General features: G+C 28.4%; 25 protein-coding genes and 1 tRNA gene. 19 read left to right on the top strand and 7 right to left on the bottom strand.

The features are described from left to right. The first annotated feature begins 18 nt into the window (after positions 1–18). From purF to FVE74_RS12145, 5 genes are read left to right on the top strand one after another with little or no spacing between them, the layout of a single operon-like run. Positions 19–1,470, top strand: a complete 1,452-nt coding sequence (purF, locus tag FVE74_RS07220) for an amidophosphoribosyltransferase (protein WP_147003909.1) — start codon at positions 19–21, stop codon at positions 1,468–1,470. 9 nt (positions 1,471–1,479) lie between these two features. Further along, on the top strand, positions 1,480–1,767 hold the full coding sequence (locus FVE74_RS07215; RefSeq protein WP_147003907.1) for a YciI family protein: 288 nt from the start codon (positions 1,480–1,482) through the stop codon (positions 1,765–1,767). Between the two features lie 36 nt (positions 1,768–1,803). Further along, positions 1,804–2,802, top strand: a complete 999-nt coding sequence (gene purM, locus FVE74_RS07210) for a phosphoribosylformylglycinamidine cyclo-ligase (protein ID WP_147003905.1) — start codon at positions 1,804–1,806, stop codon at positions 2,800–2,802. 40 nt (positions 2,803–2,842) lie between these two features. Further along, positions 2,843–3,436: a phosphoribosylglycinamide formyltransferase gene (purN, locus tag FVE74_RS07205; RefSeq protein WP_147004582.1), complete on the top strand. Its 594-nt coding sequence runs from the start codon at positions 2,843–2,845 to the stop codon at positions 3,434–3,436. A gap of 2 nt (positions 3,437–3,438) precedes the next feature. After that, the gene (locus tag FVE74_RS12145; RefSeq protein ID WP_269473147.1) at positions 3,439–3,561 is read left to right on the top strand and encodes a hypothetical protein; all 123 of its coding nucleotides are present in this window, start codon (positions 3,439–3,441) and stop codon (positions 3,559–3,561) included. Positions 3,562–4,288: 727 nt separating this feature from the next. Here the strand turns inward: FVE74_RS12145 and malQ are convergent. Beyond that, positions 4,289–5,797 (bottom strand): 4-alpha-glucanotransferase, encoded by a 1,509-nt coding sequence (gene malQ / locus FVE74_RS07200; protein WP_269473166.1) that lies wholly within the window; start codon positions 5,795–5,797, stop codon positions 4,289–4,291. Positions 5,798–6,074: 277 nt separating this feature from the next. Here malQ and FVE74_RS07195 point away from each other — a divergent pair, with 277 nt between their 5' ends. Both FVE74_RS07195 and FVE74_RS07190 read left to right on the top strand, forming a co-directional pair. Beyond that, positions 6,075–6,866 (top strand): endonuclease/exonuclease/phosphatase family protein, encoded by a 792-nt coding sequence (locus FVE74_RS07195; RefSeq protein ID WP_147003901.1) that lies wholly within the window; start codon positions 6,075–6,077, stop codon positions 6,864–6,866. Between the two features lie 292 nt (positions 6,867–7,158). Further along, positions 7,159–8,754: an alpha-glucoside-specific PTS transporter subunit IIBC gene (locus tag FVE74_RS07190; protein WP_147003899.1), complete on the top strand. Its 1,596-nt coding sequence runs from the start codon at positions 7,159–7,161 to the stop codon at positions 8,752–8,754. A gap of 235 nt (positions 8,755–8,989) precedes the next feature. Here FVE74_RS07190 and FVE74_RS07185 read toward each other — a convergent pair whose 3' ends face one another. Further along, the gene (locus FVE74_RS07185) at positions 8,990–9,697 is read right to left on the bottom strand and encodes a GntR family transcriptional regulator (protein ID WP_147003897.1); all 708 of its coding nucleotides are present in this window, start codon (positions 9,695–9,697) and stop codon (positions 8,990–8,992) included. Between the two features lie 302 nt (positions 9,698–9,999). On the opposite strand from FVE74_RS07185, the gene FVE74_RS07180 reads away from it, so the two are divergent. Next, the gene (locus tag FVE74_RS07180) at positions 10,000–11,322 is read left to right on the top strand and encodes a 6-phospho-alpha-glucosidase (protein ID WP_147003894.1); all 1,323 of its coding nucleotides are present in this window, start codon (positions 10,000–10,002) and stop codon (positions 11,320–11,322) included. 296 nt (positions 11,323–11,618) lie between these two features. Beyond that, complete coding sequence (locus FVE74_RS07175) at positions 11,619–13,358, top strand: glycoside hydrolase family 13 protein (protein ID WP_147003892.1); 1,740 nt, start codon at positions 11,619–11,621, stop codon at positions 13,356–13,358. A 168-nt stretch (positions 13,359–13,526) separates the two neighbouring features. Here FVE74_RS07175 and FVE74_RS07170 read toward each other — a convergent pair whose 3' ends face one another. The 4 genes from FVE74_RS07170 to FVE74_RS07155 all read right to left on the bottom strand — a co-directional run bounded on the left by FVE74_RS07170 (position 13,527) and on the right by FVE74_RS07155 (position 16,478). Further along, the gene (locus tag FVE74_RS07170) at positions 13,527–13,793 is read right to left on the bottom strand and encodes a type II toxin-antitoxin system RelE family toxin (protein WP_147003890.1); all 267 of its coding nucleotides are present in this window, start codon (positions 13,791–13,793) and stop codon (positions 13,527–13,529) included. Continuing rightward, a complete protein-coding gene (gene relB / locus FVE74_RS07165) occupies positions 13,783–14,019 on the bottom strand; it encodes a type II toxin-antitoxin system RelB family antitoxin (RefSeq protein WP_147004581.1) in 237 nt (78 codons plus the stop codon). The genes FVE74_RS07170 and relB overlap by 11 nt, the downstream gene beginning before the upstream one ends. Before the next feature lie 84 nt (positions 14,020–14,103). After that, complete coding sequence (locus FVE74_RS07160; protein WP_147003888.1) at positions 14,104–14,601, bottom strand: methylated-DNA--[protein]-cysteine S-methyltransferase; 498 nt, start codon at positions 14,599–14,601, stop codon at positions 14,104–14,106. 173 nt (positions 14,602–14,774) lie between these two features. Continuing rightward, on the bottom strand, positions 14,775–16,478 hold the full coding sequence (locus FVE74_RS07155; protein WP_147003886.1) for an AAA family ATPase: 1,704 nt from the start codon (positions 16,476–16,478) through the stop codon (positions 14,775–14,777). A 211-nt stretch (positions 16,479–16,689) separates the two neighbouring features. On the opposite strand from FVE74_RS07155, the gene FVE74_RS07150 reads away from it, so the two are divergent. The 3 genes from FVE74_RS07150 (at position 16,690) to purH (ending at position 20,711) form a co-directional block, all read left to right on the top strand. Beyond that, positions 16,690–17,919 carry a replication-associated recombination protein A gene (locus FVE74_RS07150; RefSeq protein WP_147003884.1) on the top strand — a complete coding sequence of 410 codons (1,230 nt, stop codon included), beginning with the start codon at positions 16,690–16,692 and terminating at the stop codon, positions 17,917–17,919. Positions 17,920–18,581: 662 nt separating this feature from the next. Continuing rightward, entirely contained in the window at positions 18,582–19,151 is a 570-nt protein-coding gene (locus tag FVE74_RS07145) for a hypothetical protein (RefSeq protein WP_147003882.1), read from the top strand. Between the two features lie 36 nt (positions 19,152–19,187). Further along, positions 19,188–20,711, top strand: a complete 1,524-nt coding sequence (gene purH / locus FVE74_RS07140) for a bifunctional phosphoribosylaminoimidazolecarboxamide formyltransferase/IMP cyclohydrolase (protein ID WP_147003880.1) — start codon at positions 19,188–19,190, stop codon at positions 20,709–20,711. A 245-nt stretch (positions 20,712–20,956) separates the two neighbouring features. Here purH and FVE74_RS07135 read toward each other — a convergent pair whose 3' ends face one another. Further along, the gene (locus tag FVE74_RS07135; protein WP_147003878.1) at positions 20,957–21,514 is read right to left on the bottom strand and encodes a hypothetical protein; all 558 of its coding nucleotides are present in this window, start codon (positions 21,512–21,514) and stop codon (positions 20,957–20,959) included. A gap of 243 nt (positions 21,515–21,757) precedes the next feature. Between FVE74_RS07135 and FVE74_RS07130 the strand changes: the two genes are divergently transcribed. The 7 genes from FVE74_RS07130 to FVE74_RS07100 all read left to right on the top strand — a co-directional run bounded on the left by FVE74_RS07130 (position 21,758) and on the right by FVE74_RS07100 (position 26,728). Further along, positions 21,758–21,834 (top strand) — tRNA-Lys (locus FVE74_RS07130). A gap of 151 nt (positions 21,835–21,985) precedes the next feature. Continuing rightward, positions 21,986–22,459, top strand: coding sequence for a hypothetical protein (locus tag FVE74_RS07125; protein WP_147003876.1), 474 nt, complete (start codon positions 21,986–21,988; stop codon positions 22,457–22,459). Positions 22,460–22,508: 49 nt separating this feature from the next. Then, positions 22,509–22,817, top strand: a complete 309-nt coding sequence (locus FVE74_RS07120) for a DUF898 family protein (RefSeq protein WP_147003874.1) — start codon at positions 22,509–22,511, stop codon at positions 22,815–22,817. Between the two features lie 74 nt (positions 22,818–22,891). Next, complete coding sequence (locus tag FVE74_RS07115) at positions 22,892–23,272, top strand: DKNYY domain-containing protein (protein WP_232053905.1); 381 nt, start codon at positions 22,892–22,894, stop codon at positions 23,270–23,272. 114 nt (positions 23,273–23,386) lie between these two features. Beyond that, positions 23,387–24,073 (top strand): hypothetical protein, encoded by a 687-nt coding sequence (locus tag FVE74_RS07110; RefSeq protein WP_147003872.1) that lies wholly within the window; start codon positions 23,387–23,389, stop codon positions 24,071–24,073. 214 nt (positions 24,074–24,287) lie between these two features. Continuing rightward, on the top strand, positions 24,288–25,472 hold the full coding sequence (locus FVE74_RS07105) for a YARHG domain-containing protein (RefSeq protein WP_147003870.1): 1,185 nt from the start codon (positions 24,288–24,290) through the stop codon (positions 25,470–25,472). 95 nt (positions 25,473–25,567) lie between these two features. After that, positions 25,568–26,728, top strand: coding sequence for a tetratricopeptide repeat protein (locus tag FVE74_RS07100; RefSeq protein WP_232053904.1), 1,161 nt, complete (start codon positions 25,568–25,570; stop codon positions 26,726–26,728). Positions 26,729–26,736: the final 8 nt, after the last annotated feature.

Genomic DNA, 26,736 nt, shown 5'->3' with positions numbered 1-26,736 from the left:
AATGGAGGAAAACTACAAATGATTAAGAGCTTGAATGAAGAATGTGGAGTTTTTGGAGTTTTTGGACATCACGAAGCGGCAAGACTTACTTATTATGGATTACATAGTTTGCAACATAGAGGACAAGAAGCAGCAGGAATTGTAGTAAGTGACGGTAAGCGTGTGAATGGTCATCGTGGGCCTGGACTTGTGTCGGAAGTATTTAACGATGATAGAATTTTTAACCGTTTGCAAGGAAATTGTGCTATTGGACATGTTAGATATGCGACTTCTGGAAGCAGCAGCGGTCGTAATATTCAGCCATTTTTGTTCCAATTTTTTGACGGAAGTATTGCTTTGGCACACAACGGAAATTTGATTAATGCGAAAAAATTGAAAAGAGAATTGGAAAAACACGGTGCAATTTTTCATTCTACATCAGATACAGAAGTGTTGGTTCATTTGATTAGAAGAAGTAAAGAAAAAGATTTTTTGAGTCAATTGAAAGATGCATTAAGACAAGTAAAAGGTGGATTTTCTTTCTTAGTTCAAACTCAAACAGAATTGTACGGTGCAGTTGACCCTTTTGAATTTCGTCCTTTAATTTTAGGAAAAACAAAAAATGGAGCATATATTTTGGCGAGTGAAACTTGTGCGTTGGAAATTGTTGGAGCGGAATTTGTTAGAAATATTAGATCTGGAGAAGTTGTAATTATTGATAAAGATGGATACAGAATTGAAAAATATACTGACGATACTTCGACTGCGATTGCGGCGATGGAATATGTGTATTTTGCAAGACCTGATTCGGATATTTCAGGAATAAATGTACATTCAGCTCGTAAAAGATGCGGAAGAAGATTGGCACAAGAAGCACCAGTTGAAAATGCAGATATTATAATCGGAGTTCCAAATTCGTCATTGTCGGCAGCGAGTGGTTATGCAGAAGAAAGCGGGAAACCTTATGAAATGGGATTAATCAAAAACCAATATGTAGCGAGAACATTTATTCAGCCAACTCAAGAATTGAGAGAACAAGGTGTTAGAATGAAACTTTCTGCTGTAAAAGGTGTTGTAAAAGACAAAGTTGTAGTCATGATTGATGATTCAATAGTTCGTGGAACTACTTCAAGCCGTATTGTTCAGTTATTGAAGGAAGCTGGAGCAAAGGAAGTTCATGTAAGAATTGCATCACCAGAATTTAAGTTTCCTATTTTTTACGGAATTGATGTGTCAAATTCATCAGAATTGATTTCGGCAAATAAAACTGTTGAAGAAGTGAGAGACTACATTGGTGCAGATTCATTGGCTTTCTTGAGTATTGACGGATTAATTGATTCAATAGGACTTAATTTTGATGCACCATATACAGGACTTTGCATGGAATGTTTTAATGGAGATTATCCAGCTGGATTGGGAGATTACGAGGAAGAATTTTATGCTTCGTTGACACCAATTCAAAAAGAGGCTTTGAAAGAATTGGAAAAATAAGGTGAAAAAATGTATATAGTAAGTTTAAATTATGTAAAAGCAGTAAGTGAAGTTGAAAAATATTTAGAAGAACATATAAAATTTTTGGAAAAATATTATGAAATGGGAAAATTTATTTGTTCAGGAAGAAAAAATCCTAGAACAGGTGGTGTAATTTTGCTAAATGCAGAAAACTTGGAAGAAGTTAAGAAAATAATTTCAGAAGATCCGTTTAATATAAATGGAATTGCAGAATATGAAATTACAGAATTTTTTCCTACAAAATATGCAGAAGATTTCGCAAACTTTGTAAAATAAAAAATAGAGATTTAATTTAAAACAGGAGGATAAAGAATGTCAATTTCTTATAAAGATTCAGGAGTAGATAAAGAAGAAGGATACAGAAGTGTCGAGAAAATAAAAGAAAGAGTAAAAGCAACTTACAACAAAAATGTTATGAATGAATTAGGAAGTTTTGGAGCTTTATACAAATTAGGAGAATACAAAAAACCAATTTTAGTATCTGGAACTGATGGAGTTGGAACAAAATTAAAAGTTGCATTTGAAACAAATAAATATGACACAGTTGGAATTGACTGTGTTGCAATGTGTGTAAATGATATTTTGTGTCACGGAGCACAACCATTATTTTTCTTAGATTACCTAGCTTGTGGAAAATTGGACTCAAATGTTTCTTCTGAAATAATTAAAGGTGTTGTAGAAGGTTGTCTTCAAGGAGATTCAGCTTTAGTAGGTGGAGAAACTGCTGAAATGCCTGGGTTTTATGCAGATGGAGAATATGACATTGCAGGATTTGCAGTTGGTGTAGTTGAAGAAGAAAAAATGGTTAATGGAAGTAAAGTTCAAGAAGGAGATGTAATTGTTGCAATTCCTTCAAGTGGAGCTCACAGTAACGGGTTTTCATTGTTAAGAAAATTATTCACTGATTTTAACGAAGAATTCAACGGAAAAACAATTGGAGAACATTTATTGACACCAACAAAAATTTATGTAAAACCAATTCAAAAAGTTATGGAAAAAGTGCAAGTGAACGGAATGGCTCACATAACTGGTGGAGGACTTATCGAAAATGTTCCAAGAACTATACCAGATGGACTTTGTGCAAACATCGAAAAAGCGAAAGTAAAAGTTCATCCATTATTCAAACACGAAACATTCTCAAGAGTTCCAGAAGAAGAAATGTGGGGAACATTCAACATGGGAGTTGGATTTGTTGTTATTGTAAATAAAAATGATGCTCAAACAGTTATTGATATTTTAGCTGAAAATGGAGAAGAAGCCTATGAATTAGGAACTATTGTTAAAGGTGATGAAAAAATTAATTTATATTAAAAATAAAGATGATAAAAATAAATTTAAAGAGAGTGAAAAAATGTCTAATAAAAATAAAAAAAGAATAGCAGTTTTAGTTTCTGGTGGAGGGTCGAACTTACAGTCAATTATTGACAACATTGAGCAAGGAAACTTAAATTGTGAAATTTCTTATGTAATTGCAGATAGAGAGTGTTATGGATTGGAAAGAGCAGAAAAACATGGCATAAAAAATGTTTTGCTTGACAGAAAAGTATTAAAAGAAAAATTGTCTGATGAAATTAGCAGTGTTCTTGAAAACGATGACGAAAAAACAGATTATATCGTATTAGCAGGATATTTGTCGATTTTATCGCCAGAATTTATAAAAAAATGGTCAAGAAAAATTATAAATATCCATCCATCATTGCTTCCAAAATTTGGTGGAAAAGGAATGTATGGAATGAATGTTCACAGAGCAGTTATCGAAGAAAAAGAAACTGAAAGTGGTTGCACAATTCATTTTGTTGACACAGGAGTTGATACGGGAGAAATAATTTTACAGATGAAAGTTCCTGTGCTTAGTGATGATACACCTGAAATCTTGCAGAAGAGGGTGCTTGAGAAGGAGCATGTTTTGCTGATTGAAGGAATTAAGAAGTTATTAGGAAAATAATTTTGAAACTAAAGAAAAAGGTGAAAATACTAGTAGTTATTGCAGTGATTACTGGAGGATTAACTGGATTTTTGCTGGTAAAGTTTATTCAGAAAAAATTAAAAGATAAAAATGAAAACAGATAGAAATTGGAAGTGTGATACTAAATTTTATTTAAAAACTAAAATATTTTTAATAATAAGGGGCTTGTCCCCTTGCTGAAAAAATTCATAACAAATACACTATCCAACTGAACGGCAATAGAAGTTCGGCAATAGAAGTTATTTATACAAAAAATCAAAAAAAATTTTGAAAAATCAGAAAAATATGGTAAAATAAGACTGTGGAAAAAATTCCTACCACTATAAGAAATGAAAAATAAGAAGAAAAATCCACTCAAAGTCAATAAAAATGAGTATTAGGAGTTACGGAAAATGATAAAAAAACAGCAAAAAATAATAAAAATTAAGCAAAAAAATGTGATTTTAATATCTGAAAAAATCTTTGTAACACTAATAAATAAAGGATTTTCTCAAAAAGACGGGTTAAAGTAGAGTATCCATTAAAATAAGGGTGAAAACCTGATTTAGAGAATTTAACCATACCTTGTTCTAGAGGTTAAAGTAGAGTATCCATTAAAATAAGGGTGAAAACGTATTCAGTATGTAGCAAATCTAATTTTTTAACAAGGTGTTAAAGTAGAGTATCCATTAAAATAAGGGTGAAAACAACTTTTTTATAAGGTTGTTTTTTTTATTTATTGTCAAATATGAGAAAAAAAGCAAAAAAAAACAGAGAGTCAATACAAATTTTGTATATTCTCTCTATTTTATTTATCATAAATTGTATAATTTCAAAAAAGATTTTCAAAAACTATCTTGAGTAAACTTTTGTTAATTTAGCGATTCTTTCTGCTAGTTCATCAGTTAATACGCCTTCTTTTAATCTCCATTGCCAGTTTCCGCTAGCAAGTCCAGGAGTATTGATTCTAGCTTCACTTCCTAATCCTAAGAAATCTTGGATTGGAACGATTGCCATGCTTGCGACAGAGCTCCATGCACCTCTTATTGCATCCCAATGAATTTCATCATCAGATCTTGAGTTTAAATAGTCTCTTGCAAATTGCTTATCGTTTTCATTGGCTTTTGTGAACCATCCGATTAATGTGTCATTATCGTGAGTTCCTGTATAAACTACACAGTTTTTTGTGTAAGTATGAGGCAAGTAGTCGTTTTCTTCTTTAGAATCAAATGCAAATCCTAAAATTTTCATTCCAGGGAATCCAGTTGCTTCTCTCAAATCAATAACACCTTGCGTCATTGTTCCTAAATCTTCAGCAATTATAGGTAATTCTCCAAGTTCATTTTTAATGGCGTCAAATAAGTCCATTCTAGGTCCTGGACACCAAGTACCATTTTCAGCTGTTTTATCTCCATAAGGAACAGCCCAGTATTCATCAAATCCTCTAAAGTGGTCAATTCTTATGATGTCACAAGTGGAAAGGTTGGCTTTAACTCTGTCAATCCACCATTTGTAGTTTAATTCTTTTAATTTATCCCAGTTGTATAATGGATTTCCCCAAAGTTGTCCAGTAGCACTGAAATAATCAGGCGGAACTCCTGCAACTTTAACTGGTTTTCTTTCTTCATCAAATAGGAAAATTTCTGGATTTGCCCATGCGTCAGAGCTATCAGCAGCTACGAAAATAGGGATATCTCCAATTATTTTTACACCATTTTCATTAGCATATTTTTTTACAGCATTCCATTGTTTGAAGAATAAAAATTGAATAAATTTTTGATATTCAACTTCTTCTTTAACTGTTTCATAATATTTTTCCATTGCTTCAGGCTGTCTAGATTTAATATCTTCTGGCCATTCATTCCAAGGCAATCCATTAAAATGATTTTTTAAAGAGATGTACATTGCAAAATCATTTAACCAGCTTTGGTTATGAGCTTTAAATTCTTCAAATAAATATTTTAGTTCTTCTCTTTCTTTATTTTCTTTAGTGTTTTTGTAATTTTCGTATGCTTTTCTCAATAAAGGATATTTTTGATTGTAAATAGCACCATAATCAACATTTTCAGGATTTTCTCCAAATGAAATTCCTTCTAAGTCAGATTGTGACAATAAATTTTCTTCAACTAGCAAATCAAAATCAATAAGATATGGATTACCAGCAAAAGTAGAGAATGATTGGTATGGAGAGTCACCATATCCTGTTGGCCCTAACGGGAATATTTGCCATAATTTTTGATTAGATTTTTTCAAAAAATCTACGAATGCAAAAGCTTCTTTTCCTAAAGTTCCAATTCCATATTTCCCTGGAAGTGAAGTAGGATGTAATAAAATACCTGAACTTCTTTCGAACATTTTTATGTCCTCCTTAAAATTATTAATAAAATTAAATTTTTATTTCTCACTTTAAATATACTATATTTTATTTAAATTGTCAACATATACGTAAATGTAAATTTTTAAAATTGTTAAAAATATTGAAAATAAAGGGTTTTTAGTCATTTAAACATTTGAATGAAATAAAAAATTAATGAAATTTAAGGATGAATGTGGTATAATATATTTAATAAAACAGTTTTAATAAAACAGTTTTAAAAAATAAATTAAATAAATAAAATTGTAAGGAAAGGTTGTAATTATGAAAATATTGACAATAAATGTACATGCGTGGTTAGAAAAAAACCAAATGGAAAAAATCGACATTTTAGCAAAGGCTATTGCTGAAAAGCAGTATGATGTGATAGCAATGCAGGAAGTGAATCAGCTTATGAATAATCCTGTAATTTTTGATGACATAAGACAGGAAAATTATGGATGGGTTCTTCTGGAAAAATTACAAGAATATACAGATACAGATTATTATTATCATTGGAGTAATTCACATATTGGATATGGAAAATACAATGAAGGAGTTGCAATAATTACAAGACATAAAATAAAAGAAGAAGATGAGTTTTACTGCACTTTTGCTCAATCGGTAAGAACAATTTCTTCAAGAAGAATTGTAAGTATAACAATTGACTATAATGGACAGGAAATTGAATTTTACAGCTGCCACATGAATCTTCCAAACTGTGAAACTGAAGATATGGGAAAAAGTATTCAAAATATCTTAACAAGAACTAAAAATGATAATTTAAAAATATTAATGGGTGACTTTAATACAGATGCCATTGGAAGTTCTGAAGATTATAAAAATATCATATCTCAAGGATTGTTTGACACATATACTTTAGCTGAGAAAAAAGATAGTGGAATAACAGTTGATAAGAGTATTGATGGATGGGCTAATGATAAATCTCAAAAAAGAATTGACTACATATTTAGTAACAAGGAAATAAAAGTAAAAGAAAGTAAAGTTATTTTTAATAATGAAAATAAAAAAATTGTTTCAGATCATTTTGGAGTAGAAGTAGAAATAGAACTTTAATTTATTTGTAAAAAATATACATATTCAAAATCTAATAGAACAAAAAATTTAGATTATTATAAAAATTTAAAATGAAATAATAATAAGTTTGATAAAAATATAAAAAAATTCAATAAAATAAAAACTTACAAAAAGCCAGTAATAATCGCTATTTTTTATGTAGCGATTATTTTTTTTTGAAAAAAAATGAAAAAAGATATACGTAAATGTATTGACAAATCAAAAAAGTGTGGTATATTTAAAATAAGGGAAAAATAAATTAAATATATAAATTTTTAGGAGGTACTCAATCATGATGAAAAAAATTCAGCGATTTGGTGGAGCAATGATGGCGCCAGTTCTATTATTTGCATTCACAGGGATAGTCGTAGGAATAGCATCACTATTTACGAATCCACAAGTAATGGGTTCAATTGCAAATGAAGGGACAAACTGGTATAAATTCTGGTTTGTGATAAGTGAAGGTGGTTGGACAGTATTTAGACAAATGCCGTTATTGTTCGCAATCGGATTGCCAATCAGCCTTGCGAATAAAACAAATGCAAGAGCATGTTTGGAAGCGTTTGCTTTATATACAACTTATAATTATTTTGTAGCTGCAATGCTTGCACAATGGAGTTTCTTTGGTGTTGACATGAGTAAAGAAGCTGGAGGAACAAGTGGACTTGCAGTAATTGCTGGAGTAAAAACACTAGATACAAACTTATTTGGTGCAATTATAATTTCTGCAATAGTAGTTTATTTACATAATAAATATTTTGATAAAAAGTTACCAGACTTTTTAGGAGTATTTCAAGGAACAGTATTTGTTTATATTATTGGTTTCTTAGTAATGATTCCATGTGCTTTCATAACTGCACTTTGCTGGCCAAAAGTTCAAATTGGAATTAACAACTTGCAACAATTATTAAAAGTTTCAGGACCAATTGGAGTATGGATTTATACGTTCCTTGAAAGAGCATTGATTCCAACAGGATTACACCACTTTGTATATACACCATTTATATTTGGACCAGCAGCAGTTCCAGGTGGAATTCAAACTTACTGGGTTCAACATATAAGTCAATTTGCTCAATCTACAAGACCTTTAAAAGAAATGTTCCCACAAGGTGGATTTGCATTACACGGTAACTCAAAAATCTTTGGTTCAGTAGGTATCGCACTTGCAATGTATTCAACAGCTAAACCTGAAAACAAGAGAAAAGTAGCAGGATTGTTATTACCAGTTTTATTAACTGCAATAGTTTCAGGAATTACAGAACCACTTGAATTTACATTCTTATTTATAGCACCAGTATTATTTGGATTACACGCAGTATTAGCTGCAACAATGTCAACATTGATGTATATGTTCGGAGTTGTAGGAAACTTTGGTGGAGGATTCTTAGACTTTATGTTCTTAAACTGGATTCCAATGTTTAAAAACCACAGTGGAACAGTAATTACTCAAATTGTAATTGGATTAATCTTCACATGTATTTACTTCGTATTATTCAGATTCTTAATTTTAAAAATGGATTTAAAAACTCCAGGTAGAGAAGATGAAGATGAAGAAATGAAACTTTATACAAAAGCTGATTATAGAGCTAAACACGGTGAAGGTGGAGCACAAGGTGCAGCAGCTGTAGCTGGTGGAGATGAATATGCTCAAAAAGGTGCAATCATTCTTGAAGCATTAGGTGGAAGAGAAAATATTGAAGAACTTAATAACTGTGCAACTAGACTTAGAGTAAGTGTAAAAGATGCAAGTAAATTATTACCAGATGCAGCATTTAAAGCAGCAGGAGCTCATGGTGTAGTTAGAAAAGGAACAGCTATTCAAGTAATCATTGGATTGTCAGTACCTCAAGTAAGAGAAAGAATTGAAGAAATGATGAAAAAAGGGTAAAAATAAAATTTGATAAATAATTGAATTTAAATTTTATAAAAAATTAAGAAAGAATTTTCAAAAGTTAAAAATTTTAAGTATAAAATTATAAAACTTGCGAAAGTTCTTTCTTTTATATAAATTTGTTTTTTGATATTTATACAATTGGATTTGTTAAAGCATTTGAAAAAATTTCAAAATAAAAGAAAAAGAGGTTATTTTCAAAAATGATATAATCTCTTTTTTTGTATAAAAATTATCTTTTTGCAATAGCAGTGAAAGTAAATTTCTCAGGATGATGAATTATTGTTTCATACTGAAAAAGTGTTCCATTTGATAAATAGGCATGTGTTTCAATGACAACAACCATATTTATATCTTTCAATTTAAAATATTTTTGCTCTTCAGAAGTAATTTTTCTAAATTTTATTTCTCTACGAGAGTAGGCAATTTTTAATTTTAGCTCTTTTTCTAAATATTCGTAAATAGAATTTTTTGCGATTTTCTCATTTAAAAATGGAACGATTCTTCTATCAAAAAATGAAGTAGAATAATTTAGCACTTCACCATTTAATGAAGTAGTTCTAACAACCTTATAAAAATCAGCGTTTTCAGAAACTTGGAATTTATCCATGAGTTCCTTTACCCCTTGTACAATATAAAGGCTTATTAATTCTTTTTCAAGATGAATATTTTGAATTTTATTAAGTTCTTGTGTAGTTTGAATAGAAGTCAAAGAAATATTTTCTAAATTTTTTTTCTCCAAAATAATTGACTTTTTTCCTTTTACTTTTTGAATGCGCCCCTCTGTTTCTAACATTGAAAGAGCTTTTCTCACAGTAAGTTTGGAAAAATTATACTCTTCTGCCAAATCATCTTCTTTTTTTAAAAAATCACCAGGTTTAAGCTCTCCATTTTTTATTTTTTCTTTTATATCTTGATAAACTTTTTCATATTTTTTCATTCGTTTATATAAACCTTTCATAGAATTATTATTTTACTCAAATTTTTAGGTATCAAATAATTAAATTTAATAAAGATAAATAAATTGAGTAAAATAGATAAATTGCGTTAAATTAAATACAATTTTATTATACAATAAATTACATAAAATATCAACTTATATTAAAAGATATATATATAAATCAAAAAAAATAAAAAAGATTTATATAAACCTATTGACTTTTTAAAAAAATATGCTATAATAACTAATGAAGTAGGAAAGCAAAAAATATATAACTAATAAATTATAGGAGATGATTATTTATGAAAAAATTTTCAATTGTAGTAGCTGGTGGAGGGAGTACATTTACTCCAGGGATTGTTCTGATGTTATTGGATAACTTAGACAAATTTCCAATCAGACAAATAAAATTTTATGATAACGATGCAGAAAGACAGGAAGTTATAGCAAAGGCTTGTGATATTATTATAAAGGAAAAAGCACCTGATATTAACTTTGTTTATACAACAGATCCTGAAACAGCATTTACAGATGTTGACTTTGTTATGGCGCATATAAGAGTTGGAAAATATGCAATGCGTGAAAAAGATGAAAAAATACCTTTAAAACATGGAGTATTAGGACAAGAAACTTGCGGACCAGGAGGAATTGCTTATGGAATGCGTTCAATTGGTGGAGTTATTGAATTAGTTGATTTTATGGAAAAATATTCGCCAAATGCTTGGATGTTGAACTATTCAAATCCTGCGGCAATTGTAGCAGAAGCAACTAGAAGATTGCGTCCAAATTCTAAAATATTAAATATTTGTGATATGCCAATTGGAATCGAAATAAGAATGGCTGAAATGCTTGGATTGAAATCAAGAAAAGATATGGTTATTAGATACTTTGGATTGAATCACTTTGGTTGGTGGACAGATATTAGAGATAAACATGGAAAAGACTTAATGCCTGAATTAAAAGAAAAAGTTGCAAAAATAGGGTATAATGTAGAAATTGAAGGAGAAAATACTGAAGCAAGCTGGAATGATACATTTACAAAAGCAAGAGATGTATTTGCAATTGATCCTACAACAATGCCTAACACTTACTTAAAATACTATTTCTTCCCAGATTATGTAGTAGAACACTCAGATCCTAATCATACAAGAGCGAATGAAGTAATGGAAGGAAGAGAAAAATTCGTATTTGGTGAATGTAGAGCAATCGCTGAAAAAGGAACTGCAAAAGATAGTAAACTTCATGTAGACGATCATGCTTCATATATAGTTGACTTGGCAAGAGCAATTGCTTATGATACAAAAGAAAGAATGTTGTTAATCGTAGAAAACGATGGAGCGTTATCAAACTTTGATCCAACTGCAATGGTAGAAGTACCTTGTTTAGTAGGTTCAAATGGACCTGAAAAAATTGTTCAAGGTAAAATCCCTCAATTCCAAAAAGGTTTAATGGAACAACAAGTTTCTGTTGAAAAATTAACAGTAGAAGCATGGATTGAAGGTTCATACCAAAAATTATGGCAGGCAATTACATTGTCAAGAACTGTGCCAAGTGCATCTGTTGCAAAAGCTATTTTGGATGACTTGATCGAGGCTAATAAAGATTTCTGGCCAGTTTTGAAATAACAGATTTGAAATAAATAATTTTTAGTGCTTGAAATGTTAATTAATTATGATATAATTATTTAAAAAAATAACCATTCAGCGTGGTATAGTAAAATAAATTGTAAAAATAAAGGCACTGCTATTGAAGTAGTGTCTTTTTTTATGATATAATTATTTATAAATTATTTTTTATTAATCAGTTGTAAAAATAAATTTTTAAAGGTTAAATAATGTCAATGTTCATTAACCAAAAAAGAAAAAAGTTATATTAATAAAAGTTTATAAATTGTTTATAAATTAAATATGAAGGAGAAAAAATGGATATAAAAAAATTAGATAAAAAATGGCGGAAAAAAGAAGTTGGATATCAAATTTATCCAAGAAGTTTTTATGATAGCAATAACGATGGAATTGGAGATTTGAATGGAATTACAGAGAAATTAGATTATTTGAAGAATTTGGGGATAACGCTTATTTGGGTTTGTCCAATTTTTAAGTCGCCAATGGATGATAATGGATATGATATTTCAGATTATTATGATGTGAATCCTGAATTCGGGACAAAGGAAGATTTGGAAAAATTGATTGCAGAGGCCGAAAAAAGAGGGATAAAAGTAATTTTAGATTTGGTAATTAATCATACTTCTGATGAGCACGAGTGGTTTTTGGAAGCATTGAAAAATCCTGAAAGCAAGTACAGAAATTACTATATTTTCAAAAGAGGAGAAAATGGATTGCCACCAACAAACTGGAGATCACATTTTGGAGGTTCTGCTTGGGAAAAAGTTGAAGGGGAAGCTGATGAAAATGGAAATGAAATGTACTATTTGCATTTATTTACAAAAAAACAGCCTGACTTAAACTGGGAAAATCCTGAAGTTAGAAAAGAGCTTTACGAAATGGTAAATTATTGGCTTGAAAAGGGAATTGCTGGATTTAGAGTTGATGCGATTAATTCGATAAAAAAAGATGCAAGATATTTGGATTTGCCAGTTGATGGAGCGGATGGAATGGCATACAATGTGGAATATACTTTGAATCAGCCTGGAATTGAAGAGTTTTTAAGCGAATTGGCAAAAGAAACTTTCAAAAAATATAATGCGATGACTGTTGCGGAAACTCCAATGCTTGAGTATGAAAGATACAATGATTTCATTGGAGAAGATGGATTTTTTACAATGATTTTTGATTTTAGCTATGCAGATTTAGATATGACAAAAGGCGGATTTTACTATTCATTGAGAGATATTCCAACAATAGAGCTTAGGGATGCTATTTTTGAAAGTCAGTTGACTCAGCAAAAATACGGATGGGGAGCACCATTCTTTGAAAATCACGATTTGCCAAGAAGTTTAAATAAATTTTTTGGTGAAAAAGCAAATGAAACAAATGCAAAATTATTAGCAAATGTATTTTTCTTTTTGCGAGGAACACCGTTTATTTATCAAGGTCAAGAAATTGGAATGGATAATTTTGTGAGAAATGATATTTCTGAATTTGATGATATTGCAAGTAAAGACCAATATCAACGGGCATTAGGAGAAGGATTTTCATCTGAGGAAGCATTATATTTTGTAAATAAACGAAGCCGTGACAATTCAAGAACGCCTATGCAATGGGATAACAGCAAAAATGCTGGCTTTTCAAAAGATGAAAACTCAAAATCATGGATAAAATTAACAGGAAGCCAAGCCACAACAAATGTAGCAGACCAAATAAATGACAAAGATTCAATTTTTTCACACTACAAAAAAATGATTGATTTAAGACAAAATGGTAAATATTCAGATTGCTTGACTTTTGGTGATTTCATCTCTGTTCCGTTGGAGAATGAAAAAATTATTGCTTATGTGAGAAAATACGGGAATCAAAAAGTTCTTTGTATTAGTAATTTTTCTGAGTTGAAACAAGAAGTTAAATTAAGTGAAATTGCAAAAGCTCTTGGAGAAAAAGAAATTAAAATTGGAGAAATTTTGATTAACAATTTTGATGGTTTTGAAAATAATGGAGAGAAAGTTATTTTTGAAGGGTTTCAAAGTTTATTAGTTGAAATTTAAAGAATTTTTGTTAAAAATGGATTTGTTTTATAAATTATGAAATAAGATAATTTTAAATAATTCGTAAATAAAAAAACTGTCTTTTATTTTTAAAAATAGAAATATTAGACAGTTTTTTGTTTTTAATGCTCAATTTAACCCAATAATTTAAAATTCAATTTAGAAATTTTAAATATAAATTTTATCCCTTTTATCTATTTGAACAACCAAAATAAGTAATTCATTTTCTTCAATTTTTACAATAATTCTATAATTTTCAACTCGATATCTCCAAAATCCTTTTAGATTATATCTCAAAGCTTTTCCAAATTTTTTTGGATTATCTGTTTCATTAAGATTTTGCTTGATATATCGCATGATTTTTAGTTTTATTGAATTATCTAGTTTATTCAGTTGTTTTTCTGCTTTTTCTCTGATAATGACTTTATATTTCATCTTCCAAGCCCATTTTTTTTACTAAATCGTCAAATGAAATTGCTTTTTCCTTGTTTGCTTTATATTCTTCATAAGCCTCAACAGCCAATTTGTAGTCTTCTTCATCTTCGATTTTTTCAAGAATTAAATCTAACATTACCTGGTTTAAATTGATATTATTTTCCTTAACATAGTTATTTATTTTGTTCTCTATGTCAGGATTAGCATTTATAGAAACGGTTATCATTGATTTCACACCCTTTCTTGTTGTTTTAGTTAATAAAATTTTAACATAAAAGATAATAAAAAGCAACGAAAATATTTAAGTGAATTATTTTATTTTAATACCTTCCAATTCCAACAAAAATCGCTTAATATGAAGTCCCCCACCATAACCAACCAATTTTCCATCTGCACCAATCACACGATGACAAGGAATAAAAATAGCAATTTTATTTCGATTATTTGCCATTCCAACTGCACGGACAGCTTTTGGATTGTCAATTGCGATTGCAATATCTTTGTAAGAACAAGTTTCACCATAAGGAATTTTTTCAAGAGCACTCCAAACAGAAATTTGAAATGGTGTTCCTTCTTTCAAAAGTGGCAAATCAAAATTTTTTCGTTTTTTTTCAAAATATTCAAAAAGTTGTTTTTTCGCTTGTTTAATCAGTTCAGTTTCACAAATTTGAAAATCATTTTCTTTTATTAAATTTTCAAAATCAGATTCCCAAGTCAAATCTGTAATGTGAGAGTCATCTTCTGTTGTAGCAATCCCAATTTTTCCAATCGGAGTGTTTGTCTCATAAAAATAGATGTTCTTTTTCATTGTTTTTACCTCTTAATTTTCATTTATAAAATTACTTTAAAACTAAACTCAAAAGTTATGTCTACTTACTCAAAATCCAAATTTATACAATTTTAGTAGTTTGGTTTTAAATAGGTTCAAATATATAATTAATTAAAAAAATTAACTTCAAATTACAAAAAATTTTTCATAAATTATTCTCTCTCAAATTTTACTTCAAACTCTTTTCCAAAAAACGCAATTCCAATTTTTAAAATATTGTCAATTCCAGCATTTTTCAAAATCGAAGTATACTCTTTTTTTTCAATTTGATTTAGTGCAACCTCACATTCATTTAACAATTTTTCGTGAATCTTTTCCAAATCTAATTTCAAATTATCTATATTTATTGCTTTTAATTCAATGATGATTCCTTCTTTTCTTTCAAAAATATTTTTAGGTTTCAAAAGTAAATCGTATCGACCTTTTCCAGCAAAATTATTTGATGAAATTTCATATTCATTTTTTAACATTAAGATTAGTCCTAACATTAATCCATGATAAAACTGCTCTTTATAAATTCCGATTACATCAAAAATACCAATATTTTCTAATAAGATTTTATTCAATTCAAATTTAAATTTTTCAATATTTCCAGTTGTAAGTGCATCAGTCATATCCAGAAAGGTTTCGGAATCTTTGAAATAAATTTCGATAAACATTTCTGAAAACATTTCTAGAATTTCTTTGTTTGGAATTTTAATACTAGCATTTTTTTTCATCACATCATACTTATCAGCCAAAGTCAAATATCCGCTATGAAAAAATAGATTCCAAATATTTTTTCCAAAATTAGTTTTCAAATTTTCAAAAGTCATATTGTTGTTTATTTTTTTAAGAATATTTTCTTTATTCAATAATTTTGAAAAATCGTCAAAAACATCATTTTTTAATTTTTGGAGATATAAGTTGATTAATCCGTTTCCACTTGTATTTACCCAATAAGGCTTCAATTTTTCATTTTTTAAAAAATTAATAATCGACCAAGGATTATAAACTTTTTTTTCGCCAAATAAATATCCATTGTACCACTTCTGGACATCATTTAATTCATATTTTAAGTCAAAATCTTCAAGAGATTTTTCAACTTCATTTTCCATAATTCCAAAGTATTCTGTAAATTCATCATCTAAAATTGTGTGAACTTCCAAATTATTCAATCCCGAAAAGACATTTTCCTTTGCAACTCGTAATATTCCAGTTAAAATTCCCATTTCCAAATAATTATTATCTTTCAAAACTTTTCCATAAAATGCTTTAAAAAACGCAATACATTTCTCATAATTTCCTTTTATGTAGGAATCAATTATTGGCTGGTCGTATTCATCTATCAAAACAACAACTTTTTTTCCAGAGATTTCATACAAATATCTAGTCAAATTAAATAAAGAATTAATCCAGTCAGCATTATCTTTTTTCAGCCAAATAGCATCAAAATCTGCCAAGTCACTTTGATTTAAATTATCTCTTATCAAATAAAATTCGTTATACAGCAATTTTATTTCATTTTTAATCGTATTAAATCCACTTTCCCAGCTTTCTGCATCATAATTTTTAAAAGAAATAGAGATTACAAAGAAATTCCCCTGTTTTTCAAAATATTCACTTTTAGAAATTTCTAAATTTTCGAATAATTTTCTATTTTCGTCTTTATTTTTAATGTCAAAAAAGTATTTTAACATCGAAATATTTAAGGTTTTTCCAAATCTTCTCGGACGAGTAAATAATTTAACTTTAGAGCCATCTTCTAAAATATTTTCTATAAATTTTGTTTTATCAAAATAGTAGTAGTTATTTTCGATAATCTCTTTAAAATCAGATATTCCAATTGGTAATTTCTTTTTTTTGCGATTTCCCATCTTCATTATCCCTCCTTTTTATTTATAAATAATTTTATTGTTTTAACTAAGTGAATATATTATAATATGAATTGTAAAAAAAGTAAATTATTTGATTATTACAAAATAGTTTTGAATTTATAAAATAGATTGTATAGTAAAATACAATAATTTTAGAATAAAAGTGTTTTATTTAATTATTGTAATTTGAAAAGTAAAAGGGAGTAAAAAAATGAATTTATTTGATGAAGTATATGAAAATAAGAAGCCACTTGCATTTAGATATCGTCCGAAAAGTTTGGATGATTTTTATGGTCAGGAAAAATTGGTTGGGAAAAATGGAATTTTGAGGAAGATTATTGAGCGTGGAAATTTTATGAATGCGATTTTTTGGGGAGCACCTGGGACGGGGAAGACGACTCTTGCGGAAATTGTTGCTGAAAAAATGAATTATCATTATGAATATTTGAATGCGATAAAGGCGTCTGTGACTGATATAAAGGACATTTCTGATAAGGCACACAACAGATTTCGTACGAACGGACAGCAGACACTTTTGTTTTTGGATGAGATTCATAGATTTAATAAGTTGCAGCAGGATTCACTTTTGCAGGATTTGGAAAATGGGAATATTATTTTAATTGGTGCTACGACTGAAAATCCTTATTATAATTTGAATAATGCGTTGTTGTCACGATGTATGGCATTTGAATTTAAAAAATTGAGTGAAAAAGATTTGCTTAAAATTTTAAAAAATATTAATGAAAAAGAGAAAATTGGAATTTCAGATGAGATTTTAAAATATATTTCAGAAATTATTGAAGGAGATGCGAGACAGGCTATAAATATTTTGGAATTGATTGCGAATGTTGGGGTGGATTTTACGCTTGATGAAGTGAAGGAAGTGTTGAATACGAAAAAGTCTTATCACAAGACGGAAGACAAGTATAATACGGTTTCTGCGATGATAAAAAGTATTCGTGGGAGTGACCCTGATGCGGCGATTTATTGGATGGCAAAAATGCTCTCTGGTGGTGAAGATATTTTGTATATTGCTAGAAGGCTTGTAATTTTGGCTTCTGAAGATATCGGACTTGCAAATCCACAGGCGTTACCAATTGCGGTGTCTGGACTTAATGCGGTAAAGGAGATTGGAATGCCAGAAGCAAGAATAATTCTTTCGGAAGTTGCAATTTATTTGGCAATTTCTCCAAAGAGTAATTCAGCTTATAATGCGATAAATTCAGCACTTAGCCATATTGAGAATGAAAAAATTCAAGATGTGCCAACTCATCTTACAAAAGTTGGGAAAAAAGATTATAAATATCCTCATAACTATGAAAATCATTATGTTAATCAGGTTTACATGAATGAAAAAATTAAGTTTTATGAATTTGGGGAGAATAAGTTTGAGATGGCGGCGAAGGAGTATTTTAAGAAAATAAAAAAGAATGAAAAATAAATTTGTCTATTAAATTTTATAAAATGATTTGAATAAAAAGTATTTAGACAATAAATCATATTGGTACTTGAGTATTTTTTGAATATTTATATGATAAAAGGACATACTCTCCTTCTAGATACTATCTTTTTTTCTTTTGGAATAGTTGTAATATGTTTAATGCCATAACTAGCAGCAGCAAAGGGTGTGTAAAAATTTTTGTGTAAACCTCTAAATAATATATGGTAAAATTAACTATACAATTTTGTAATTTTCTTTTAGCAAAACCTCTAGTTTATTTCTTTCATTTATGGTAAAATATTTATGACTCATGATATATTTCCTTTCGTTAATGTTTTTGTGGTTACTAACATTTTAACACGAAATTATCATGAGTTCTATTTTACTTTTAAAATTTGTTGCATTTTATTATAGAATCTATCGATTATAAAGAAATTAAATTGGAGTTAATTTTATAAATTATTGTATAATAATTTTAAGTTCATAATTTTTAAAAGTTAATATTTTTGGCAACCTTGATAAATATAATACTTTATGATAAAATAAATTAACAAAATGTATTGGAGGAATGATACCGAATGAAAAAAGTTTTGATTAGTATTTTTGATATAACTGGGAATATTGTAAAAAACATATTTTATTGACGAAAGGAATAAAAAAAGATGAAAAAGATTATATTTTATATATTATTGGCTTTAGTTTTGATTGGATTATGTTCTAAAAAAGAAAAAAGTATCTATGAATCTGAAAATAAAAAGTTTAATAGCTATCCAGCAGTAAAAGTTTTAGAAAAATATATAAGTAAATTTAAAAATAAAATTGGAAATCAATGTGAACCTGAGTTAAAAGAAATAGCAGGAAAAGATGCTTGTGAAAGTATACAAAAAGCAATGCAAACTTTAGATTATAAAATTAATAATGTGAATGAAAATAATGATAAAATAGTTATTAATATAACTATGAGAACACCTGATTTTGAAAAAGCATTTTCTAAATTAAATAATGAAATGAATGCCTTTTTTGAAAAAGAAGAAATAGCAGGAAATGATGTTAACGGATACAAAAAAAGCATTTCTAAAAAAGTTAAAAATATTTTGGTCAATGAATTATCAAAAGAAAATTTAAAATATAGAGAAAAAAATTTGAATGTTGTATTTAGAAAAATTGGAAGTAATTGGGTTTTATCGGAAGAAGAGAATGAAGAATTTTTTAATGCAATAGTACCATTTTAATCATAAAAATATAAAAAATTGAAAGGAAGAAGTAAAATGAAAAAAAGAGCATTAATAAGCGTTTTTGATAAGACAGGAATTTTAGAATTTGCACAGTTTTTGGATAAAAAAGGTGTGGAAATTATTTCAACAGGAGGGACTTATAGATATTTGAAGGAAAATGGTCTTTCTGTGATTGATGTTTCAGAAGTTACGAATTTTAAAGAAATGCTGGATGGGAGAGTAAAAACTTTGCATCCGAATATTCATGGTGGAATTTTGGCGATTAGAGATAATAAAGAGCACATGGATACGATTGCAAAAGAAGGAATTGAAACAATTGATTATGTTGTTGTTAATCTTTATCCGTTCTTTAGAGAAGTTCAAACTGACAAAACTTTTGATGAAAAAATCGAATTTATTGATATAGGTGGACCTACAATGCTTCGTTCGGCTGCAAAATCTTTTAAAGATGTGACAGTTATTTGCGAAACTGAAGACTATTCAGTAGTTATGGAAGAAATGGAAAAAGATGGACAAGTTTCTTATGAAACTAAAAAAAGATTGGCTGGAAAAGTATTTAACTTGACATCAGCTTACGATGCGGCAATTTCTGCGTTCTTGTTAGAAGAAGATTATCCTAAATATTTGAATGTTTCTTATGAGAAAAAATTTGACTTGAGATACGGGGAAAATCCTCATCAATCTTCAGCTTATTATGTTTCAACTACTGAAAATGGAAGCATGAAAGATACTAAGCAATTGAATGGAAAAGAATTATCATTTAACAATATTAGAGATATGGATATTGCTTGGAAAGTGGTTGGAGAATTCGATGGTCCAGCAGCTTGTGCGATAAAACACTCAACTCCTTGTGGTGTAGCTGTTGCAGATGATATTTTCACAGCGTATAAAAAAGCTCACGATTGCGACCCAGTATCAATTTTTGGTGGAATTGTTGCACTAAACAGAGAAGTTAATAAAGAAACTGCCGAAGAATTGAAAAAAATCTTCTTGGAAATTGTAATTGCACCTTCATTTACAGATGAAGCATTGGGAATCTTGAAAACTAAGAAAAACTTGAGAGTTATCGAATGTAAAACTCCAAAACCTCAAGATAAATTCGATTATGTAAAAGTTGACGGCGGAATTTTGGTTCAAGGAACAAATAATAAAATGATTGATGAAATAAATGTTGTTACTGAAAAACAACCTACTGAAAAAGAAAAAGCTGATATGGAATTAGGAATGAAAGTTGTAAAATATGTAAAATCAAATGCAATTGTAGTCGTTAAAGATGGAATGGCAATTGGTGTAGGAACTGGTCAAACTAACAGAATTTGGTCAACAGAACACGCATTGCAACATGCTCAAGAAAAAGTTGGAAAAGACTTGACAGGAGCAGTATTAGCATCAGATGCTTTCTTCCCATTCAGAGATTGCGTAGATACAGCTGCAAAAACAGGAATTAAAGCGATTGTACAACCAGGTGGATCAATGAGAGATCAAGAATCTATCGATGCTTGTAACGAACATGGAATTACAATGGTATTTACAGGAATTAGACATTTTAAACATTAATTTTTTAACAGAAAAATAAGATTGAATGTGCTACACCAATAGTTTTAGAGATTAAAATTTAGGTGTGGCATTTTTATATTAAACTCTATTTGAATAACGAATGCATTATAAATCTTTTTATTAGATTAAATTTTAAATAATTAAAATAAATATTTACTTTTTAAACGGAGAATAGTATTAAGTATAAGTGGATTTGAAATTGCAATAAAAATTAAGAGTAGAAAAAAATTCTACTCTGCAATTCATTAATTGGCATTGTGTTGTAACCAATCTAAATATATTTTTGTATTTTTTTCTGTTTCAGAATTAAGCCTTTTTGCATTTTTAGATTTTAATAAAGCATTTAATTCATTTTCTGAAAGCATTTGGAAGTCAGTTCTTTCGTATTTATTACCTTTTTTTATTTCTGTTCCAGTATTAATTACTCCAAATTCAACCCTAATTTCATACGAATCCGTAACTGGTGTATTTTGATTTTTTTTGCTATTTACATAATATTTTTTTTCAATTTTATAATTTAATATTGGATATTTTTCTTTATTATAAGATTTTACATTGTCAAATGGTGTGTATGAAACTCTATATTTGTTTCCAATTGGAACTACATTAATAAAATAATTAAGTTTTTCCCATATTATTTCATCATTATCTGATGCTGGATCCATCCCTGAAAACCAATCTTTTTGATTTGAAACATAAATTTGTGCTTTTGGGGTGAAAAAACTTTCTACTTCACTAATTGTAGTTTCAGAAAAAGTAAATGTTCCCAAAACAAACATTAACATTAAAATAAATTTTTTCATAATTTTAAACCTTCTTTCTTTTTATGATTTGTCTATCATCTCCATAATTTTATAAAACCTCATTTAACAGGTATTATACTTTTATTATAGCATATTTTTATAAATTCGTATATCCCAATATTTTATCATCTTGATTATGCAATCACTCAATACACCTTTTTAAAATTTATAAAATTAAAGTCTTGACAAATATATGATATTATGATATTATAATTATGTTGTTAAAAAAGTTATAAACAATCCGGGACCGTAGCTCAACTGGTCAGAGCAACCGACTCTTAATCGGTAGGTTGTGGGTTCGATCCCCACCGGTCCCACCATTATAAAAGTTATGTTTTACAAGAGTTTTTAAACTCTTTTTTTTTATTATAATTGACAATATATTAATAATGTGATATAAATTACATTGATGAGATTAAATTTAGAATATTCTCAAATTAAAATTTTTACAGGTAGAAAAGAAGGATTAATATGATTTTAAAAAATGATGAAACTGAAGTAAAATTAAAGATTTGGAAAGAAGGATTTGTTGATGAAATCTTTTTTGATAAAAATTCGACAGTGGAAAATCTTCCAAGACTAGAGAAATTATTAGATGTGCAAGAAAGTGATTTTTTAAGTTTATTTCAAGAGGAAAACGAAGTTGTAATCGAAGGCAATATCATTGCGATGATGAATGGAAATGAAATAATCAAATATGATTTTAAGAAAAAATATGAATTTATGGATAATAATGGAAATATTTTAAATATGGTAAATGAAGAACAACTAGAATTGATAGAAACTGCAGAAAATATGTTTGAAAAAGCGATGATTTATATTTCTGATAAAACAAAATGGATTGCTGAAGCATTTAAACTTTTTTCGATTTCATTAAAGATATTGAAAGAAAAAGATGAATATAATAAACAAGAACTTATCAGTTATCTGAGAGAAAATAGATAATTTTGTAAAAAAATTAAGTTGTCGAACAGATCTATTATAAGGAGAGATTATGGAAAATAGAAGTTATTTTGATGGGGGACTGTTAAGTTATGTTGGCTGGATCATTTTAGGAAGTCTTTTAACTTGGTGTACGTTTGGAATTTGTTATCCTTGGGCTTTGTGCATGATTTATGGCTGGAAAATAAACCATACTGTTATAGAAGGAAGAAGGCTAAAATTCAACGGAACTGCAGTAGGATTATTTGGAAATTGGATAAAATGGTTATTGTTAATAGTAGTGACATTTGGAATATACGGTTTTTGGGTGCACATAAAACTGGAACAGTGGAAAGTAAAAAATACAACATTTTTAGATTAATTTATTGGATAAGACTGATTATTTCAGTCTTTTTCTGTTTATTAAATGATTTTTGATGAAGGAGGATTGTGTTTATGAAAAAATTTTTTAGGATGTTAGGATTAATTATTTTAATTGGAAATATTGGATTTGCAGAATATACGATTAAAGATGGCAAAGTTTATTGGGATGATAAACTTGTCGTGAAATATGTAAATGGGGTAGTCAGTCAGTACAATAAATTTTTACCTGATGTGGAAAGTTTTAAAATATTAAAAGATGGGTATGCAAGAGATAAAGGAACTATTTATTATGATGGAGAAACGGTGAAAAAACAAAATGGAGATAATGAAGTAGATATAAAAACATTTGAGATTTTGGAAAAAGGTGTGGCAAGGGATAAAAATACGGTTTATATTAATGGAATTGATTATCCCAATGTGGATGTAAATACAGTAAAAATTGTAAAATCTTAGGTTTGAGGTAATCAGGAATACCTATGGATTCTAAAGGAATGATTCGGTTTTTTAAAGAAAATAGGGTATAATTTAAATGAGATTAAATTTTAAAATAGAGAGAGGGAGAATGGTATGAGAAAGTTTAAAATTTTATTTTTAATGTTGCTAGGGATATTTGGATTAAATTCTTGTGTTGCATTAGGAGTGGCAGCTGGTGTGGGATATGCAGTACCGTGGGTTGTAGCAATTTCATGTAGTGAGTTTGGAGTATGTTCTGAACCAAAGTCTAGAACTCCAAAACAAATTGAAAGAGATGAAAAACTAAAATTGAAAAAAGAAATAGAAGAAAAAAATTATATTCAGAATACAATTTTGAGTAAAAGAAAAAATAAAGAAATTTTTGAAAATATTTCGATATTAATGCCTGAAAAACTTGAATTTAGAAAAGTAAAAGAACCTAGAGAATATGAGTACAGTAATGTAATCTCAGAATTATATGACAAAGAAAAGAAAAATTTATTTTTACAAAGATTGTTTATAGTTGAAAAAGATAAAAAAGACTTTGAAAAAATAATTAATGATGGGAAAGATGAAAAATATAAAGAATATTATGAAAAAGAAAAAGCCGAATACAAATTAAGATTATTATCAACTGATGTAGAAAAAATAGGAGAAAATGTGTATAAGATTACTGAAAAACTTGAAATGTCAAATGAACCAATAGTTAAAATAACATATGTTAAAATACTAAAAGAAGGTGTCTATGTTATTGGAAATGAAAATTCAAAAGATATTTTTTTAGCATTATTTGGGAAATAAAATATTGATTAATTAAAAAATTACTGAAACAAAAAAAATTTTAAACTTTTTAAATAATGTTTAATTATCGTTTCTTTTTAAAATTTAAAGTTATAAAAAATATTCTAATTTTTTTCAAGTTTCTTAAAAATAAGAATAAATATATTGGAGAAAAATTAAAAATAAGGTATAATTTTAATGAAATATAAAAATAAAAGAAAGAGAGTTGGTAGTCATGAAAAAAATCAGAATACTGTTATTATTTGCTCTAGTTATGATTTTTGGTGCGAACTTATTGGCGAATGACTGGGAATTTGGGTCGGAAGGTGGGCATATTGTGCCGATGAATGTGTCGAATGTTTCGATAAAGAGTGAGAGGCTTCGTTTTAAATTGGAAAAATTTAAGTCGGAGTATGGGACGATAGATAATGAAATGGTGGTAACTGTTAGATTTGTGTTTGATAGTCCTGAAGCTGGGGAGAGATATATTGGATTTATTACGCCTGAAGGTGGGAATGAAGCATGGGATGAAAGAGATCATTTCAAGGATTTTAAAACTTCTGTCAATGGACAAAATGTGAGTACAAAAGCGTATAGATTGACTGATTTTGCACCGAAAGATGTAAAACAACTGGAAGAAGTTAAAAAATATTTTAAGGAATATGATGAAGAAAAGATACTAAAAGAATATGAATATTACAAAAAGAGTTATGTTTACTATTTTAAGGCTAATTTTAAAAAGGGAGAAAATGTAGTTGAGCACAGTTATCATTATGATGGAAGCAGTGGTGTTGGAACTGTTGATTTCAACTATGTTTGGTCAACTATTTCAAAATGGAAAAATCAGAAGGTGGATGATTTTGAAGTGATTGTTGAGCCAGGAGATGCTCTTATTGCGATGCCTGTGATAAAGACAAAAGATGGGAAAGAAATAAAATGGCAATTGGCTGGAGAAGGAAATGTTGATTATGCTTACAAAGAAAATTATGAAACAAATGAGCCATACAAAATTCTTTATGCCAGATTGAAAAAAGGTTATTTATATTTTAAAACAAATAATTTCAAGCCTGAAGAAGAATTTGAATTGACAGAAATAAAAGGCTTGAGAGTTAATTATGTATTTCCTGATAAAACGGAAAAAGGTTTTAAATTTAAGGATGATTTGACAGATGATGCCTATGCGATAAGGTATTTAGATAAAGATGAAATAAAAAATATTCCAGATGAAGAATTGAAAATAATGAGAAACTATCCTTATGCGATGGCAGGTTATGATTTTTCGGACAAAAAATTGAAAGACTATTTTTCAAAATTTTTGTGGTATGTGCCAACTGGAAAAGATGTGAAATTGGGAGAAGCTGATTATGAGTATGTTAAAGATGTGGATAAAGTTATAAATGATAGGAAGAATGGGAAGTAGATAATTTAAAGATAGAAAAAGGTTACGGAATTTTATTGTAGCCTTTTTTGTTTTGGGAAAAGATGTTATAATAAGTGTAAAATAAAAATTGGGAGATGAAATTGGATATTGAAGTTAAATTGAATGAAGGTATGAAAAAATATATTTATAAAATATGGGAAAAATTGGAAAATGAAGACAGAACAGAATATGATGTTGCACTTGAAAATTATAGGAAATACTTGTTAAAGGAAACTGTAAAAAATCCTGAGGATGTTTCAGTCGTTTGTCAGTTGGCGGGAGTTTGCTATTTGAGCAGGAAATGCGACGGTATAGAAATTTTAGAAACATTTTTGAAAAGGAATTTTGATATTTTAACAGAAGATGAAAAGTTTAGAATGTATGCTGATTTGGCTTATTTGTGTGAAGATAGGGGATGTATGGAAGAAAAGGCTATTGATTATCTTGAAAAAGCAATAAAAATTAATTCAAATAATGCAGACATTTATTACAGACTTGCAGGTATTTGTTTTCATGTTAAAATGTATCAAAAATCTCTTGAAAATATAGAAATTGCCTGCAAAATGAGTGATGAAGCGAAATATAGTTATGGATATGCACTGATTTTAATTCAAAATAAAGAATATAAAAAAGCTGAAAAAATTTTAGATAATTTGTTAATGGGAGACTCAAACAACATTAAATATCATTTTTACAGGGTCCTTTGTAAAATTTATTTAGGAAATAAAGATACTGAAAATATAGAAAAACTTTTGGAAAAAATAAAAGAGTTTGAAATGCTGGAGAAAACAGATTATGAAAAATATTTGAATTGGTTGACGTATGAAGGTTTTCACACGTTTGATGAAGATGTAATAAAAGATTTATTTTATTTATGCGATAATTATGAAAAATATTGTAAATATGCAGATAAAAGTAATTTTTATTTAGAAGCGAATTCCATAGCACCGTATCTTTATTCCTTAAAGCAATTAAGAAAATTTGAAAAAATAAATAAAATAGTGAAAAAAGCTGAAAAAGAAATTTTACAAAATATTGAAGAAATGAAGACTGATGAAGAATATCAGAAAGATACAACGGAAGAAGAGCTTTTGGAAATGATAGAAGATGAAAAAAAGAGATTGGCGAATATTAATTTAGTATCGGAAAAAATATTAAATACAGATTTTAAGCCTAAGATGGAAATAACAATGTTTTTTAAATATGAATGCTGGATGGCAGATTGTCCACAACATTTGGTAATTGATGAGGATTGAAGAAATAC

It is taken from the genome of Leptotrichia wadei (genome assembly GCF_007990445.1).
GTDB classification, from domain to species: Bacteria; Fusobacteriota; Fusobacteriia; order Fusobacteriales; family Leptotrichiaceae; genus Leptotrichia; species Leptotrichia wadei_A.
The sequence above is the reverse complement of the archived record's forward strand: the minus strand, read 5'-3'. Positions and strand labels throughout refer to the sequence as shown.

Coding starts and splice junctions, on each gene's coding strand:
- purF (WP_147003909.1), top strand. CDS start 19: ATGATTAAGAGCTTGAATGAAGAATGTGGAGTTTTTGGAGTTTTTGGA.
- FVE74_RS07215 (WP_147003907.1), top strand. CDS start 1,480: ATGTATATAGTAAGTTTAAATTATGTAAAAGCAGTAAGTGAAGTTGAA.
- purM (WP_147003905.1), top strand. CDS start 1,804: ATGTCAATTTCTTATAAAGATTCAGGAGTAGATAAAGAAGAAGGATAC.
- purN (WP_147004582.1), top strand. CDS start 2,843: ATGTCTAATAAAAATAAAAAAAGAATAGCAGTTTTAGTTTCTGGTGGA.
- FVE74_RS07195 (WP_147003901.1), top strand. CDS start 6,075: ATGAAAATATTGACAATAAATGTACATGCGTGGTTAGAAAAAAACCAA.
- FVE74_RS07190 (WP_147003899.1), top strand. CDS start 7,159: ATGATGAAAAAAATTCAGCGATTTGGTGGAGCAATGATGGCGCCAGTT.
- FVE74_RS07185 (WP_147003897.1), bottom strand. CDS start 9,697: ATGAAAAAATATGAAAAAGTTTATCAAGATATAAAAGAAAAAATAAAA.
- FVE74_RS07180 (WP_147003894.1), top strand. CDS start 10,000: ATGAAAAAATTTTCAATTGTAGTAGCTGGTGGAGGGAGTACATTTACT.
- FVE74_RS07175 (WP_147003892.1), top strand. CDS start 11,619: ATGGATATAAAAAAATTAGATAAAAAATGGCGGAAAAAAGAAGTTGGA.
- FVE74_RS07170 (WP_147003890.1), bottom strand. CDS start 13,793: ATGAAATATAAAGTCATTATCAGAGAAAAAGCAGAAAAACAACTGAAT.
- relB (WP_147004581.1), bottom strand. CDS start 14,019: ATGATAACCGTTTCTATAAATGCTAATCCTGACATAGAGAACAAAATA.
- FVE74_RS07160 (WP_147003888.1), bottom strand. CDS start 14,601: ATGAAAAAGAACATCTATTTTTATGAGACAAACACTCCGATTGGAAAA.
- FVE74_RS07155 (WP_147003886.1), bottom strand. CDS start 16,478: ATGGGAAATCGCAAAAAAAAGAAATTACCAATTGGAATATCTGATTTT.
- FVE74_RS07150 (WP_147003884.1), top strand. CDS start 16,690: ATGAATTTATTTGATGAAGTATATGAAAATAAGAAGCCACTTGCATTT.
- FVE74_RS07145 (WP_147003882.1), top strand. CDS start 18,582: ATGAAAAAGATTATATTTTATATATTATTGGCTTTAGTTTTGATTGGA.
- purH (WP_147003880.1), top strand. CDS start 19,188: ATGAAAAAAAGAGCATTAATAAGCGTTTTTGATAAGACAGGAATTTTA.
- FVE74_RS07135 (WP_147003878.1), bottom strand. CDS start 21,514: ATGAAAAAATTTATTTTAATGTTAATGTTTGTTTTGGGAACATTTACT.
- FVE74_RS07125 (WP_147003876.1), top strand. CDS start 21,986: ATGATTTTAAAAAATGATGAAACTGAAGTAAAATTAAAGATTTGGAAA.
- FVE74_RS07120 (WP_147003874.1), top strand. CDS start 22,509: ATGGAAAATAGAAGTTATTTTGATGGGGGACTGTTAAGTTATGTTGGC.
- FVE74_RS07115 (WP_232053905.1), top strand. CDS start 22,892: ATGAAAAAATTTTTTAGGATGTTAGGATTAATTATTTTAATTGGAAAT.
- FVE74_RS07110 (WP_147003872.1), top strand. CDS start 23,387: ATGAGAAAGTTTAAAATTTTATTTTTAATGTTGCTAGGGATATTTGGA.
- FVE74_RS07105 (WP_147003870.1), top strand. CDS start 24,288: ATGAAAAAAATCAGAATACTGTTATTATTTGCTCTAGTTATGATTTTT.
- FVE74_RS07100 (WP_232053904.1), top strand. CDS start 25,568: ATGAAATTGGATATTGAAGTTAAATTGAATGAAGGTATGAAAAAATAT.